A 16,526-nucleotide genomic window follows, 5' to 3' on the forward strand; every position below is an offset into this window, starting at 1 on the left:
TAACATGCGGTTCATCCATCATATTCATGGCCATCCGACTTACTCGTTTTCAGCATGTTGAGCCTGACTATAAACGTAAAGGTTTAGTTCGTATATGGTCGCTGGTAATTTGTTATAAAAATGTTATTTGGGTGTTTTTTTATTAACCGATAAGTCGTAGGGTAAAAATCAAGATTAACGGGCATAATACTGTATATCACTGTTTTTATAAGGTTTACATTTGTTCACTCTGGTTTTACAGCTTTTAAATGTATTTAAAGTGTTTTAAATGTTTTCAAATTGTAATATTTTGTTTGTTTGGGGTTTAATTAATGGTAATAATATATTAGGTTTGTGCGATGTGAACCTTTTATTAATTGTTGTTTTGTCTTGTTTACAATTGACTGTGGTTGAATAAGATACAGGCTCTTCATCGTATCTATTATTTAATGCAAGGAGCATTTGAAAAATGATTAACTTTGATAATAAAAACGTTGTGATTTACGCAGAAGGGCGTTTTGATTCTACAAATGCAAAGGTAGCGGCTTCATTCATTCGTTATCATGCCGATAAATGCGTTGCGGTTATCGATTCCACTAAGGCCGGTGCGACTTGTGAAGAAATACTAGGGTATGGTGGGAATATACCTGTGGTTTCGGATCTGCCGAGTACTTTCGATAAGCAAGTTGATGTTTTCATGATAGGTAATGGGTTATTTCACAGTGATCTACCTCAGGAATATAGAGAGAACATCAAACTTGCATTAGAACAAAAAATGCATGTTGTCAGTGGTATTCATTATCGTTTAGCACAAGACCCTGAATTAAAAGCACTTGCTGATAAAATGGGCGTGGTTATTTGGGATACGAAAGAGCCACCTGCAGGGCTCGGCACAAGCCAATACAAACTTCTTGATATTCCTCAGTTTATTGTACATACCGTTGGGTCTGATTGTCGTGTGGGGAAAAAAACCACAGCATTAGAAGTGACGAATTACTTGAACCAACAAGGCACTAATACCGTTTTTGCTGCAACGGGGCAAAGCGGTATTTACATTACAGGAAAAGGCATCGCAATTGATGCTGTTCCAAGCGATTTTGTTGCCGGTGCAACTGAAAAGTTAATTTTGGATAGCGTCGAAGGCAGTAATGCGGACGTTGTACTGGTGGAAGGGCAAGGGTCAATTACACACCCAGCTTATAGCGCTGTGACATTAGGGCTTTTACATGGCTCTATGCCGCATGCGTTGATTTTATGTCATGAAGCAAACCTAGAAGCCCATAAAAACTGGGAAAAAACGCCATTACTTTCACTCACTCAACTGATTGACACATACGAAACATTGGGGGGGTATTTACGCCCATGTAAAGTGGTTGGTGTCAGTGTGAATTGTAAATCACTTTCTGATGATGAGGCACGCAATGTCATCGCTCAAGTTGAGCGAGACACGGGATTGCCAGCAACGGATGTATATAAATTTGGTGCTCAGAAATTGGCTGATGCCGTTGAGTCATTCCGGAACAATACAAAGTAAGTAACTGAATACGGGTATCTAAATTGATATTCCATGTAACACGAGGATGTGAAATTGAATGATGTAAGTAAGCAAGTGTCTGACGGATTTCGTCAGTTGCAGCCATACAAAGCGGGTTTAACAACTGAGGCGATAAAATCACAGTACGGTCTAGATAATGTGTATAAATTCGCGAGCAATGAGTCGCCATTTCCCCCATCAGAATTTGCCGTTAAGGCAATGAGTGAGATGTTGACAGAGGTTAATCGCTATCCAGATTATACTGGCTTGCGTGCATCAATCGCACAAGAATACCAACTGGCATTGAATAATGTCATGTTGGGTAGTGGCTCAATCAACGTATTAGATGTGTTGTTTCAGGCTTTTAGTGTTACAGATAGCAATATCGTGTTTACTTCAAGCGCTTACTTTGGGTATCCACTGTTGGCACAAAAATCAGGTTTAACTGTGAAGCTGGCCCAGCCAAATGCTCAGCTTAATCATGTGGCTGAAAACTTGATCCAGCAGTGTGATGAAAATACGAGCCTCCTTGTAATTGACAACCCGGGCAACTTTTCTGGTGGCGCTTTAAGTGCTGATGAGATTGAGCTGATCTTGACACGCGTGAGTCAAGAAACCATTGTGATTCTGGACCAAGCCTATGAGGAGTTTAGCGACGAGTCGAGTTTTAAGATTGATGAGCAGACTTTCAGTCGGTTCCCTAATCTGGTTATTACAAGGACATTTTCAAAGGCCTATAGCTTAGCCGCGTTGCGCGTTGGCTATGCGCTCGCTGATGCGGCAATTATTGACTGGTTAAATCGTGGTCAACAGCCCTTTCCCGTATCAAGCATAGGTGCTGCGGCGGCAATGGCCTCTTTAAACGACCGGGCATATCGTCAGTTAGTGATTGAGAGCACTAAGCGTGGTAGACAAAAATTGTTTGATGGTTTGATTGCACTGGGCTTACAGTGTTACCCAAGCAATGCGAATTTTGTATTGGCTGAGTTTGGCGAAAAAGCATCAGAGATATTTCTCAGCCTGTTAGAAGCGGGATTTATAACGCGTCAAATGCAGGTTTATCAGCGTCCTGATTTGATCAGAATATCAGTAGGTAATGATGAAGAAAACACCCTGTTACTTCAGAAGTTGAAGGAACTGCTTCATGCCTAACGTCATCATTATTAATCCGTACAATAAGTTTCCAGACTCAGAGCGCTGGGATTTTGAATTAATTGAATATGAAAACTTCATTGATCACAGTGTCTATGACGTCACTTATGTTGTTGATAAGCGGGGGGAATCAGGTTTACCGAAAACGGTAGATAGGTATACACGGATTGTCGTCGATGACTTATCGGATAATCAAGCTTTGGCAGCGACATTAGAATCGTTGATCGATCAGTTAGGCTGTGTTTATCGACTCATCTCTTTTTCTGAAGGGCATATGGACTTGCTCGCACAGCTGCGCGAGCGTCATGGCATAGTGGGCCCCAACATGTCTGAAACACAAAAAGCCAGAGACAAGCTGGTCATGAAACAGGTGATTTCAGGTGCGGGCCTGCGCGCTCCTTATTTTATGGCTGTGAATAGTGACACGATAGGGGACGTTGACGCGTTTGTTCAGCAGCATGGTTTTCCGATTATTTTAAAGCCAACCGATGGTGCATCTAGTGTAGGTGTGCAGAAGCTGAATACCGACAAGGAGCTAAAACAGGCATTGTTGTCACTGGAGGCCGGTAATTGGGAATTGGAAGAATATGTTGCAGGCCAGGTTTTGCATGTGGATGGTTTAATTGATCTACAAGGTGAAGTTTGTCTATCCCTGCCCAGTGTCTACATCAACACCTTATTTGATTATTTGCGCGGTGTGCCTACCGGTTCTTATTTACTTCCTCCGCACACATCAAGATATGAAAAAATTCAAAATTTTACACATCAATGCTTAAAAGCGCTGAATTTTAAGGGGTGCCCATTTCACCTTGAAATCATCGAAAAGCCTGATGGCGAACTGGTCTTTTTAGAGAATGCAGCGCGTGTTGCGGGTGCTGATATCCCATACATGGTTGCCGATTGCACCGGAGTGAATTTATTTGAACAGTGGGTTGCCATGATCTTTGGTAAGCAACCCATACTGCCATCGTATCAGTTTAGCTACGGCGCTTGGTTACTTTTTGGATTGCCCGAGCAATTGCCATGCACTGTAAAGGAAGTAAGCAGCTTTAAAGGAAGAATGCCGACGTTATACAAAGAGCTGATCCCACAAGTTGGGAGTCAAGTGGAAAAAGGTCGGGGGTATTGTTCTTTACAAGCGGGGCGATTTATGTTCCGAGGCGCGCTGCTGGAAGATGTGCAGCGAGATGTGCAGTTTGTATTAGATAATTTTGACTTTCAAACGTGTTAAAGGAATTTCAATTGAAAAATCAAGTGTTTGTTTTGTTGATCCATCAGGCTCGTTCCCATGTTTATGCGGATCTGATGAAGCGTTATTTGTCTGAAGTTGGTATTAAACCGGTGGTGATTTCTTCTTCTCCTCTGACTGAAGCGCACGCCGAAAAAATTTCACTCATTAGTGATGATGTATTTATACAAGACGCTGAAGATTTAACGCAAGACGGTATATCAGCATATATTGAGCAGCTTAAACAGCAATATGAAATAAGAGGGTGTTTGGCCACTTATGAGGGTTATCGCTTATTAATGTCTTGGGTCAATGCTGAGTGTGGTGTGGTAGATGCTAAAGATGACGAAATTAAACGCTGTTTTGACAAACTTCAGCTGCGCCAAATATTGGTTGAACATAATCTAAGTACTGCGCAGGCCCACTTGGTCACTGCTGAGCTTTTAAGTGAGCTTGAGGGGCAAAACCACCAACTTTTTATTAAGCCTCGTCGCGGCATTGGTTCATTCTCCTGTTTTAAGTATGAGCCGGGTTTGCAGTACTCGCAAATTGAACAGCTACAAGCGGGTATGAAAAAAGACATACGATTCAAAAATATTTTTAGCGGTACTTACGATTTTATCTGTGAGTCATACATCGAAGGCGATGAATATAGCTTTGAGGTAATTGTACTTGACTCTACGGTGTATGTTGTGGGCACACATGCCAAGTTTTTAGAGACGATGTTTGGCACGACCTTGGAGACTGCCAACTCACTGCCAGCGGTTCAATTGTCAGATGAGCAGCAACACTCCGGTGAAGCGTATGTCACTGCGTGTTTACAGGCCTTACAGATAAAGCAAGGAGCCTATCATGTTGAGACACGGTTTGATGGCAGCACAGGGCAATGGAATATCATTGAAGTGAATCCACGAATGGGTGGCGCGTTAATAAATCAAAGTGTGGGTGTATTTGCTGAAAAGTTTGATTTTCTGCAGATGTGGGTGCTGTCGTTAGTTTTCTCTGATGGGGAAAAGCGAACGCAATTTAAACAGACACTTGCGCAATTGAGAGAGAGTAAAAGGAGAGCAGACAACTCCATCACAACGGCATCGGTATTTATTAGCAAATATGGTGAACCGGGCAAGACCTTAGCAAAACTCTCTGTCGATAAATTGAGGCGTGTACCGGATATTTGTGAAATCAGCGCGACGGTTGGCACCAAACTACCTGAATCAAATCGCGGCATTTTCCTATTGAATGCACTATGGAAAGTTGATGCCAAAGATTTGGCTAACGAATTGCCATTTCTTAACCAAGTTTTAGATGAAGATTTAATTATTGAGTACGAGAAATAAGTAAAGGAAATAATATGAGCAATGTAGTAGAACCAGCGCGCTTTATGTGGAATGTACCTGTAGGCGGAAACTTAAAACCAGATAATGCAGGGATAAAATCTATATTCACTTTTGATGTAGATGAATTGATTAAATATGCACAAACCGCTGAAGCAATGGGGATCGAGCAGCTGCTTTTAGGGGTGGGTTACCACTGTGCAGATGCATTTACATACATCGGATCTTTGATACGAGCGACTAAAAAAATCAAATTTATCATTGCTTATCGCGCAGGGATGGTGGCACCCACGACCTTTGTTCAAATGATTAACTCACTCTCTGGATTTGGCGAAAATCGCGTATCTATCAACATGGTTGCAGGTATTTCACCGGTCGAGCAAAAGTATTACGGGGACTTCTTACCGAAAGAGGAAAGACAGGCTCGTCTAGATGAGTTTATGACAATATGCAATTTGTTTTGGGATAACCGTGGTCCTGTCAACTTTTCTGGTAAATATTATCAAATTGAAAATGGTGAACTGCACATAGGATATAGCAATGAAGCTGACCGCCCAGAGATGTTTTTCAGTGGTAACTCGGATACTTCTCGTCTGCTAGCTGCCAAGCATAATGCGATTTGGTTGAGGTACAGTGATACCGCAGAAAACATTGCAAAAAGCGCCGAGCCTTGTATTGAGTCTGGTAATCAGATGGGGATCCGCATGTCCGTCATTGTCCGTCCGACTCGTGAAGAGGCTCTACAAAGGGTAGATGAAATGTTGGATGGAACAGACCCTAAATGGGCGAAGTTTTTAACTGATTTTATGAAAACGTGCGATTCGAAGGCTGTTAATGACATTTGCAAGTTGGCAGAAGAGGCTGGAAATAGTTGGTTAAATGACATCCTTTGGACCGGAGCGATTCAAATTAGAGGTGGATCTTCGTTGGCCATGGTTGGTGATCCTGATCAAGTGGCTGATTACATTATGCAATACAAAGCGGGTGGCGCCTCGACATTTATTATGCAAGGTTGGCCGCATTTAGAAGAAATGAAGTACTTCACAGAGCTGGTCATTCCTAGAGTGAGACAGCGAGAAGCAAAACTACGTGAACAACAAAAGCAAGCTGAAGCAGTAGCACAATAAAGTGAAGTGGCGTGTGAGGTATTGTTTGCCTCACGCGTAAAAGCAAGGAATGAGGGGCAAAAAGCGATGAAATTAGTCATCATAATGACACTATTCTTATTGCTATCAGATGCGAATGCTAATGATAGTAATATCTACTTGATAGGTAAGTTTAATTACCAAAGTAAACGGATTGTCACGTCAAACGTTGATGGCATTGTCAATAAAATCAATATTAAATCTGGTCAAAAGATTTCAGACGATTTGCCCATTGCGGAGGTCACGCCCTTTGATCCAAATATAAAAAAACAACTTATCTTCGCTGGCAGCGGCGACTACGTGGTGTCAGAAGTGATGTCTCGCGAAGGGGTTAAAGTTGATAAATATCAGCCTATATTGTCGTTAGCTAGACGCGCGGATCTGAATGTTAGAGCGATTAGCTACTATCCAAACAATCAATATGTCAACATCGGTAAGAAAGTCACGGTCATTCTTGACCCAGATGGATATGCCATTCCGCTCAATGGCGAAGTGGATGCCATACACAATCGTCACTCTGAACTAGGAGGGGTTTCTAAATCCGAAGTAGAAATTAAGCTGGATACGCAAACGTGTTTTGTGGATGAAACCTGCAATCGACTTTTTCGGTTTGGCAGTTTAGTCAAAGTGCAACTTAATAAAAGCAAAGCGTTGTAATCGTTATGGCACTGAACATGTCTGGCCTGTTAGCAAGGTACAAGTTTATATTTGCCGTGACGGTATTTCTGACGATTTGCGGAAGTTACGTTGCCAATAAGCTGCCGATCTCTATGTACCCAACGGTGAATAAGCCAAATGTAAGGGTGACGTTGAGGCCAATGCAGGACGCATATGGCTTTTATAATCAATGGGGTCATAAAATTGAACGCTCACTGAAAACCATCAGCAATGTGGTGGATGTTGAGGGGACCTATAAGCAAGGTTTAGTGCGCTATAGCGTGAATTTCGATTGGCAAGTAGACCCAGAAATTGCGAAGCGCGATGTTGCAGCCATCGCCTCTTTTTATCATGCACAGCTACCAGAGCATGAACCTGCGCCCATTGTTGACATCTTAGATCCTAGCTCTGAAAACTATTTCATTATTTATTCAGATAAATTTAATAATGCAGAATTAAGTAGATTACTGGATGAACAACTGGTTCCCATGATCAATGACATGGAAGGAGTTGCTTTTAGCCGTGTTTCCAAGGGAAATCTGCCGTTTGTGAATATTCGGCTAAGCCCATACAAGCTAATCGAGTATGGTATCTCTGCCAGTGATGTCATCGATACACTGAATCGACATCAATATGATTTAAAGCTTGGTGAGCTACATAGTAAGACGCAGGGGAAAATCAGTCTAAAGCTGAATAAGTCTTTATCAAACCTTGATGAAATAAAGCGTATTAAGGTTGCCACAATAGCCGGTTCGCCTGTATTGATTGAGCATGTCGCGAGCGTGTTTTTTGACAAAGAACCCAACCGTCGTCATTTTTTATTAGATAACAAGGATGTAGTGACACTGGCAATGTGGCCCAAGCCGAATGCCAATATTTACCAAGTGTCCAAAGAATTTAAACGGGTGGTCAATGAGTTTGTTGAGGGCTTTGGCGGTGTTGCTGCTTTAAACGATCCTCAACGTTTTATTGATAAAGCAATTGAAAGCATTCTATATGCTTTGTTGCTTGGTATGGCGATTTCGGTGTTCGTGGTACTGGTATTTTATAGAAAGTTATCAAGCACTTTGATTATTTGTATCAGTATGCCAATTTCTTTGGCTTTGGGCATTCTGATTATGCGCGCATCGGGTGTCAGTATTAATCTCCTTTCGTTGGGGGGCATGAGTATTAGTATCGGGTTAGTAGTCGACAATGTGATCATTGTTTTAGATCGTATTGAGCGAGCCCGCAAGCAAAGTGGTTTACTGAGCTTTTCAGTTATCGTTGAAGCAGTACGTGATGTCACTTCCCCAATTATGGTCTCGACCATTACATCGGTGTTAGTCTTCTTACCATTGGCCTTTTCTCACCCCGCTGTGTCTTCAATCCTAAGAGATATTGTTCTGGTCTCTTCCAGTATCATTATCTCCTCGCTTTTTATCAGTATTTTTCTCACTCCCTCTATTTATATGCTTTTTTGTAAAAATAGACCGGCGAGAAAAATGAATACGAAAGAAAAAGAATCAACGGCGCCAAAGTACATTGTTTTTCTACATAGACATGTTTGGTTGTCTGCGGTGGTGTGTTTGAGTGTTATTTCTGTATCTATATATTTAATAGCTGATGCAAAAGGAAAGCTTAAAACAGAGATTATTGCTGAGCCTAAAGCTGAGATTATTGATGTTGCGATCGACTTTAATGAAGTGGGTGTCAGTAAAATAAGGAAGCTTGAAATTATCAAGCCGATATATGACAAGATTAAATCTGAATTAGATTCTGAAGTTAATTATGTTTATATGGATATGAGAGATAATATAGTTTTTTTATCATTGTTTTTGAATTCATATAAGCAATTTGAGACCTCAATGGATAAGCTATCTAAGATAGATTTTTCTAATGAGTATTCAGATGTGAGTTATTCTCCTTTTGTAACGGCGGCATTAAATGTAAAGTCTAATCCGGATTTAATTGTAAAGGTCCTTGGTAAATATCCAGAACAAAATAGATTGATTTTAAAAGAGGTTTATAAAATAAGTAAATCTGACAAAGGGCTGATTAAAAAGGTTAAGAACATCCCTGGTGATAGGAAGTCTAAATCACTTGTTGTTAATTATAATGAGCTGGCTATTAATAACTTGCTTGAAAGTGGTTTGTCAGATGATAAATTTAAAGAAATAGAAAATTATATAGAATATTCTTCAGAGCCAAGAAAGCTTTATAACCTTAAATTACAAGACCAAGAGCTGCCTTTAAAGCTGAGCGTTGATAAAAATAAAGATCAAATATCACATATATATGAAGTACCTTTGGTTATAAATGATCATGCTGTATACCTCAATGATCTAATCACCCTCACGAACCAACAAGAGTGGCGTCAGTACTACTCTAGAAATGGAGAGTTAAGTTACCAAGTAAACATCTGGTTTAACCCGAGTGTTAATAAAAAACAGATAGAAGCGTTCAAAGATCGACTTAAAGCAGTGTTAAGAGAACACTATCCTGATGGTGTGTTACCAATTGCTTTTGAAAAGGGGAGTGAAGACTCTACATTAGCAGTGATTTCTCTGGTCGAGTCTCTCATACTTTCATTTGCACTTGTCTTCATGGTTATTATGGCTGTTTTTCATAGTTATAGTCGTACTTTAATTTGCTGCTTATCGATTTTATTTTCTATTAGCGGTGCAATGGTTGCGCTGGTATATTTTGATTGTTCTCTTTCAGTAAATGCTTTGCTTGGTGTTCTTATCTTGGTGGGTCTATCCGTTAATAACTCAATATTAATATTGGATCAGTATATTAAGTTTAAGTCTGTTTTAGATTTAAGCTCTGCAATTTATATGAGTGTTAAAGTTAGGTTAAAAAGCTTGGCGGTCACAAATTTGACCACTGTTGGTGGTATGGTTCCCTTAATAATTGGATTTGGACCAGGAGAGGATATTCTTAGGCCTTTAGGTGTTTCTGTTGCTTTTGGTCTAATCTCAACAACGATTTTTACGATATTTACTATGCCCTTTTTATTAACTTTTATAGATAGAAAAGAGCCTTTTGTCAGGGAAGAAGTCGCATTTTAACTTTGTATGTTTTTAAATTCTGATTGTGGGTTATTTATTCAAATATTCGTTACATTTTTATTTTTAAAGCTCAAATTAAAATTCAATAAGGAAAGAGATTGTGAAAACTAAAGTGATTAATAAACTAAAACTACCTCCATTTATGAGCGGTTCTGTTATTCAGCAATATCATGTCGCTGAAGAGGGGATGATGCACGCCTATAACCACGGTTACACACATTGGTATATTGATGGTGCTAATGAGCAAGATGCGCCACGTAATTGGTCTGACGAACGTATTGAAAAATTACGCGAGAAAATGGCTGAGTTGAATGTGAAGCCTGTTTACCATGGCAATTTTAAAGCGCCTTTAGCGAGTGATGTGGTCGAAATTCGTAGAGCTGCGCAAAAGTTTCTGCGTGATGAGATTGATCTTGCGGCAAAGTTAGGTGCACCGTTGATTTTGCATGGTGGCGGTATTGTTGAGCCTAGATATGTAAAACAAGCACTGAGTGAGGCGTTAGATGGGTATGTCGAAACCGTTAGCGAAGCGAAAGCTTATGCAGATGAAGTGGGCTGTGAGTTGTGGCTAGAAAACTTATCTAACTATCAGAGGTTTCACCCTTTTTATTATGTGTTCACTAATATCCACCACTATCGCTATGTGTTAGACCGTGTGCCTGGTGTGAAAATGTTATTTGACGTATGCCATGAGTCAGTAGGGGGTGGAGATCCGGTTGCTGTCTTCAACGAAATACACGATCGTGTTGCTGCCTTTTCATTCAGTGATACCGATGGTGAGCGTGACTCTCATTGGCCTCTCGGGATGGGAACCATTGACTTTCAAGGCTTAATTGATGCGGTGGTTAAAAATAACTGGGAAGGTCCAATTGCATTTGAAACACGCGATGTAGAGCCGACGGAAAATATCAATTATGTAAATGAGCTGTTTGAAAATTCTTCGTCATTATCTGTCGCTGTCTAGCGCATTGAAGATTACCGAGTGAGTAATTGAATGTTGTGTGCTCTAGCTGAGCACACAACCGGCTATCCAAATTGACTGCCTGGCTTCGATATTTTTTAAGTGGCCAGAAGCATACATGTATTAAGGTCTGAAAATGAAAGTACTTGTAATAGGTAACGTACGCCCTGGGCATAAAGCATTGGCGAACATGGCACATCAAATCACCGTGATAATGAAGAAGTCGCAAAGTCATGCGCCTGATCTTAAGTTCCCCTATGAGAACTTGATCTTATTGGATGACGACGCATCATTTGAGACGTATGTTGATGTTGCGATCGCACTGCACCAGCACACGAAGTTTGAGAGGATTGCGTGCTTTAATGATACCTATCAAGAAATTGCGTCTATGGTTGCGAGTCGCCTTGAACTCCCTTATCCGCATTCTAGACAATTAGTTAAAACGCTAAACAATAAGTATTTGACTAGAGCGCGTTTGGCTGAGCAAGGGGTTGATGATACACCTCATCAATTGATTTATAGCAAGGCAGAGCTGAAAGACTTCTACGAGACACACTTTGCGCAATCTAACTTAGCCATGATAGTAAAGCCACTGGAGGCAAATGCGAGTCTTGGCGTGTTTAAAGTCAGCAATATTCATGAGCTAGAAGCTGCTGTTAGTAAACTCAATGAGCTTGAATTGGACTTTCCTATTATTGCAGAGGCATTTTTAACGGGGAAAGAATTTAGTGTTGAAGCCCTGTCAGAAGATAACCAGCATGTCGTGCTTGGGATCACAGAAAAAATTAAAGACGAAAATACGTTTATCGAATTAGGCCATATTTTTCCAGCAGCGTTACCGCAAGACACGCAAGCTGAAATCGAAACTTATATCTGCACCATGCTAGACGCCCTTGGCGTGAATCAAGGCCCAAGCCATACAGAAATCATTCTCACAGAATCAGGGCCGAAAGTTGTGGAAACCCATGCCAGAGTAGGTGGCGATGGTATTTTTACATTGATTGAGTTGGCAACAGGCATCGACATATATGATTGCGAAGCTAAGCAATCCTGCGGTGTTTCTGTTATACCCGATGTGCGTAACCAATTAGCTATTAAACAGCCTGCGGCCATTTTGTTTACAGGCATTGGCTTTGAGCAAACAGTGCTTTTAGCAGAAGTGAAAGGGCTCGAAGATGCACAGGCATTAGCAGGTATTTTTGATGTAAGTGTGATGAAAAAACCGGGTGATGTGCTCTCGCCGATGACAAGCAGTCGTGAACGCACGGCGTGTGCGATCAGTACAGGCGTGGATCAGACACAAGCTTTAGATAGGTGTAAAGCTGCACTTAACACGCTTTCGTTTGAGTTGTCTCATCAACCTACTTGGTAATTGATTATGCCTTGGATTGTATTTAGTGAATTCTCAATCAATGTTGCAAGGGGGTTATTCACGCTTGCACTCGGCATGATGCTTTATCAGGCAACAGACAGTTTGTGGTCTTTTGCATTTGTATACGCCAGCGAATTTTTTATTGGGCTGTTTGTTCAAGGCTATGCAGGCACCTGCGTCGACAAGCATGGTGCTAAAAAAGTGTTACTTGGAGCGGCACTGGTCAATGTACTCATTTTATGTGTGCCGATCATATTAGGCGCACAAGGCAATGCCCAGTTAATTATGTTTGTTGCTTTCGCGCTAAACATGATCAGGCCGTTTTTGAGGGCGGCTATTTTTGCGCTTATTCCCATGCTAGGCAGTGACGACAAACTTGAAAAAATCAATGCATATACCTCCATGGCATTACAGTGTGGCCAAATTATAGGCATGGCTTTAGCCAGTATATTGCTCGAGTTTGCCTCGTCATTTTGGGTGTTGTTTACCGTTTTTTCGGGTTATACATGTGCATTTGTTTTTTATGTACTCACAGTATGGGTCATAAAATCTAATCAGGTGAAGATGGATAAGGAGAAGCCTAATCCAGGTTCTTGGAAAGAGGTTGGTACGTATCTTCAAGGTGATAAAAACAGAATATTCACGTTTGTTTTCCCAAGCATAGATTATGCGTCTTTAGCGCTATTCAATCTGTTGCTGGCGCCCGCAGTGAAACACAACTTTAATGATTTGGCACGGTGGTTGTCCTTTATTGACGGTGCTTTTGCGCTGGGTGCAATTATCGGGGGCGTTGTTGCGTCGAAAATTAAGCTAAATGATAAAAACCGCTTTGAAGTGAGTCTGTTGCTGATGTTGGTATGCGCGCTCATTTTTGTTGGCTATGCGTTTGACGCATCAGGGTGGATCATTTTGCCAGTTACTTTTGTGTATGGCGTTCTCATTACGGTGTCAACTGTGTCGTGGATAGCTGCTCAGCAAAGATGCACGAAGCCTGAGATTAAAGGTCGATTGGCATCGGTACGCTATATTAGCAACGCGAGTTTTTCTGCTGTCGCTGCGTTTCTTATTTCGTATTTTAATGACTTCAGTTTTTATACCGCGAGTGTTGCTGCTGCAGGTTTAATGGTGATGTGTTTTATTTTGGCCGTTTTACTCAAAACGGATAATTATCAAGGGATTTTTTTAAGGTCCAAAAGTAGTGCCTAAGGATGTGTAAATATGAGTTACGTTAATTGTCAGCTAGACACAGTTACAAAGCTAAATGATTCAGTGTATCGGATTGTGATGACGCCGCAAGAAAATGTTGAGTACAAGCCGGGACAGTATTTGAAACTGGGGGTTAAAGATAAAGAGATCCCTTTTTCAATCACGTCGTCACCCAATGTGAAAAATATAGAAATACACGTGGGTGGCTGTAAGGTGACAAAAGCAATTCCCGATGCGGTTGCCCATCTCATGAAACACAAGGATGTGAAAGCCAAAATAGGTTTAGGAAATGCTTATTTTAAGCAGAGTGGCCGTCCAGTCATTTTGTTTGCAGCGGGCACCGGGTTTGGATATATCAAATCAATCATTACGCACTTACAAGAACTTGATTATCAAAAAGACGTGTATTTGTATTGGGGCGTTCGCAGTGCTGAAGACTTCTATGAATATGATCAGCTTTGTGCATGGGCACAGGAAAATACGCAGGTTAATTTTATTCCGGTCGTAAAAGAAGACCATGAGTCGTGGGAAGGTCGTACCGGGAGCTTGGTCGATAATATCTTGTGTGATTTTGATGACTTCTCTGAGTTTGATATTTACCTTGCTGGGCGCTTTGATTTAATGCCCTCAACACGGGCTGCTTTTATTGACAAAGGAGCGTGCTTAGAACACATGTACTCTGACGCGTTCGACTATATATAATGTGGAGCGAATAATGAAAGTTGAAGTGATTGCAGAAAGCAGAGAGACCGACAGTGCGAAAACCATTCGCTTTCGCACGACAGGTACTCACCGGATGTCATATTTGCCGGGCCAATACTGTTCAATACAAGTTGAAATAGAAGGCAAGTTGTACAAGCGGTGCTATTCCTTTTCAAGTACACCGAGGGCGGATGAAACTTTTGATATTACTGTAAAGAAGGTCTCATCAGGCACGGTGTCTAAGTACTTAGTTGATACGCCATTAGTCGGCCAGACATTCGAGGTGTCAGAGGCTTTTGGTGAATTCAATGAATTGAAGTTGATGAATGCGTCATCGATTGTGTTCATTGCAGCAGGCAGCGGGATCACACCGGTATATTCAATGCTAAATAGCTTGAGTATCAATAGAGCACTCCCCATCACACTTCTTTACTACAACCGTAACCGACAAGAAGTGATATTTTATGAGCAACTCAAAGCGCTTGAGCGTGACTATGAGAATGTGACGATCCACTTATTCAGCTCAGAGCTGCCTGATTGTGATATGCATCATGAAAAACTCAGCCCGATGAGCCTCAAACGCTTATGTCCGGATATTAAATCTAGTCAGATTGCGATTTGTGGGCCCGCCGGGTTTATGGATAGTGCACAGCGTTTTGCTTCTAAACTTGGGGTGGACGAGTCGGTTATCTATCGGGAATCATTTACGAATCAACTGCTGACATCAAAGTCAGATGTCGATTATGCAAAAGATGGATTAATTGAGATCCAGTTTTCATGCGCTAAAAAGTCTGTCAAAGCGAGTAAAGGCGCGCTATTACTAGATGTTATTCGCGAGAGCAACATGTCCGTTAGCAGTGAATGTTGTGTTGGCTCATGCGGTATTTGCAAAATCAAGTTGAAAAAAGGCAGTGTCAAAATGAATCACATTGGTGGCCTTAATCCGATTGATGAAAATAATAACTATATTTTGGCATGTTGTTCGCAGCTCACCGGGGATCTTGTCGTCGATTTGGAGGGAACCACAAATTAACATGCAGCACCTGCTTAATGAACAGGATATAAAACTGATAACCGATACTTTCTAGGAGATAAATGCGAGTTAAAAGCGCAGTGTTTTATCTTTGCGGTAAGTTTTATAGTAAACTCTATAACTTGATCTTGTGGTACTGCTGCTATACATCTGGCTTTGGTACCCAATGCTTTATGAAAAAGAGCGTGAGTTTTTACAAAGTAAATTAAATACAGGTGGTTATAATGGGAATACAGTGGTTTCCTGGTCATATGAATAAGGCGCGCAATGAGATCAAAGAGATCATGCCGCAGATGGATGTCATTATTGAAGTACTGGATGCGCGTATTCCGTATAGCAGTGAAAACCCAATGGTTGGTCAATTGCGTGGTGATAAGCCGGTCATCAAAATATTAAACAAAGCGGACTTAGCAGATCCCGAGATGACCAAAGTTTGGATGGCGTATTTTGAGCAAGAAGAGGGGGTGAAAACCTTAGCGTTTGGTCATGATAAAGCGGCTGAAGTGCATCGTATAAATGCACTATGTAAAAAGTTAGCGCCGCATAAAGTCGGTCAAGATAAGCAGTTAAAAGCCATGATCATGGGTATTCCTAACGTTGGTAAATCAACACTTATCAATATATTGGCAGGCCGCATTGTCGCAAAGACGGGCAATGAGCCTGCGGTTACCAAGGCGCAGCAACGTATTCGCCTAGATGACGGTATTATGCTGTATGACACGCCGGGCATGTTATGGCCAAAAGTTGAAAATGAAAACTCGGGCTATCGCTTAGCCGCAACGGGGGCTATCCGTGATACCGCCATTAACTATGAAGAAGTGGCGAGCTACACAGCAGAATACTTGCTAAAGGCCTATCCTGAGTTGCTGAAAAGTCGTTATAAAATTGATGAGTTGCCGGACTGTGATTGGACATTCATTGAGATGGCTGGGCGCAAGCGAGGCTGTATCCGTGGTGGCAATCAAGTGGATACCCATAAGATGTCAGAGATCCTCATCAATGAGTTACGCGATGCTGTACTTGGCCATGTAACCATGGAAACGCCGCAAATGCGTGAAGAAGAAGAGCAAATGGTTGCTGAGATCCGCGCAGCAGCAGAGGCGAAAAAAGCGGCTCGCGAAGAAGAAAAGCGCCAACGTCGCGCTCGCGCAAGAAAGAATCGCCGCTAAT

General features: G+C 41.4%; 13 protein-coding genes. All 13 read left to right on the forward strand.

The features are described 5' to 3' along the window. Window positions 1-448 precede the first annotated feature (448 nt). The 13 genes from JF50_RS21000 to ylqF all read left to right on the forward strand — a co-directional run bounded on the left by JF50_RS21000 (window position 449) and on the right by ylqF (window position 16,525). Window positions 449-1,513 (forward strand): DUF1611 domain-containing protein, encoded by a 1,065-nt coding sequence (locus JF50_RS21000; RefSeq protein ID WP_039611331.1) that lies wholly within the window; start codon window positions 449-451, stop codon window positions 1,511-1,513. 54 nt (window positions 1,514-1,567) lie between these two features. After that, complete coding sequence (gene hisC / locus JF50_RS21005) at window positions 1,568-2,665, forward strand: histidinol-phosphate transaminase (RefSeq protein ID WP_052262632.1); 1,098 nt, start codon at window positions 1,568-1,570, stop codon at window positions 2,663-2,665. Then, window positions 2,658-3,896 carry an ATP-grasp domain-containing protein gene (locus JF50_RS21010; RefSeq protein ID WP_039611332.1) on the forward strand — a complete coding sequence of 413 codons (1,239 nt, stop codon included), beginning with the start codon at window positions 2,658-2,660 and terminating at the stop codon, window positions 3,894-3,896. Before hisC ends, JF50_RS21010 begins: the two co-directional genes overlap by 8 nt. An 11-nt stretch (window positions 3,897-3,907) precedes the next feature. Beyond that, the gene (locus JF50_RS21015) at window positions 3,908-5,230 is read left to right on the forward strand and encodes an ATP-grasp domain-containing protein (RefSeq protein WP_039611333.1); all 1,323 of its coding nucleotides are present in this window, start codon (window positions 3,908-3,910) and stop codon (window positions 5,228-5,230) included. Between the two features lie 14 nt (window positions 5,231-5,244). Beyond that, complete coding sequence (locus JF50_RS21020) at window positions 5,245-6,354, forward strand: LLM class flavin-dependent oxidoreductase (RefSeq protein WP_052262634.1); 1,110 nt, start codon at window positions 5,245-5,247, stop codon at window positions 6,352-6,354. Between the two features lie 66 nt (window positions 6,355-6,420). Continuing rightward, entirely contained in the window at window positions 6,421-7,029 is a 609-nt protein-coding gene (locus JF50_RS21025) for an HlyD family efflux transporter periplasmic adaptor subunit (RefSeq protein ID WP_039611334.1), read from the forward strand. A 5-nt stretch (window positions 7,030-7,034) separates the two neighbouring features. Continuing rightward, window positions 7,035-10,082 carry an efflux RND transporter permease subunit gene (locus JF50_RS21030; RefSeq protein WP_080760320.1) on the forward strand — a complete coding sequence of 1,016 codons (3,048 nt, stop codon included), beginning with the start codon at window positions 7,035-7,037 and terminating at the stop codon, window positions 10,080-10,082. Between the two features lie 100 nt (window positions 10,083-10,182). After that, window positions 10,183-11,046 (forward strand): sugar phosphate isomerase/epimerase family protein, encoded by an 864-nt coding sequence (locus tag JF50_RS21035; protein ID WP_039611336.1) that lies wholly within the window; start codon window positions 10,183-10,185, stop codon window positions 11,044-11,046. 133 nt (window positions 11,047-11,179) lie between these two features. Further along, a complete protein-coding gene (locus tag JF50_RS26460) occupies window positions 11,180-12,415 on the forward strand; it encodes an ATP-grasp domain-containing protein (protein ID WP_052262636.1) in 1,236 nt (411 codons plus the stop codon). Window positions 12,416-12,421: 6 nt separating this feature from the next. Continuing rightward, window positions 12,422-13,621 (forward strand): MFS transporter, encoded by a 1,200-nt coding sequence (locus JF50_RS21045; RefSeq protein ID WP_039611337.1) that lies wholly within the window; start codon window positions 12,422-12,424, stop codon window positions 13,619-13,621. 12 nt (window positions 13,622-13,633) lie between these two features. Beyond that, a complete protein-coding gene (locus tag JF50_RS21050; RefSeq protein ID WP_039611338.1) occupies window positions 13,634-14,323 on the forward strand; it encodes a hypothetical protein in 690 nt (229 codons plus the stop codon). A gap of 13 nt (window positions 14,324-14,336) precedes the next feature. Next, entirely contained in the window at window positions 14,337-15,356 is a 1,020-nt protein-coding gene (locus tag JF50_RS21055; protein WP_039611339.1) for a flavin reductase family protein, read from the forward strand. 224 nt (window positions 15,357-15,580) lie between these two features. After that, window positions 15,581-16,525: a ribosome biogenesis GTPase YlqF gene (ylqF, locus tag JF50_RS21060; RefSeq protein ID WP_039611340.1), complete on the forward strand. Its 945-nt coding sequence runs from the start codon at window positions 15,581-15,583 to the stop codon at window positions 16,523-16,525. Window position 16,526: the final 1 nt, after the last annotated feature.

Source organism: Pseudoalteromonas luteoviolacea (assembly GCF_000814765.1).
GTDB classification, from domain to species: domain Bacteria; phylum Pseudomonadota; class Gammaproteobacteria; order Enterobacterales; family Alteromonadaceae; genus Pseudoalteromonas; species Pseudoalteromonas luteoviolacea_H.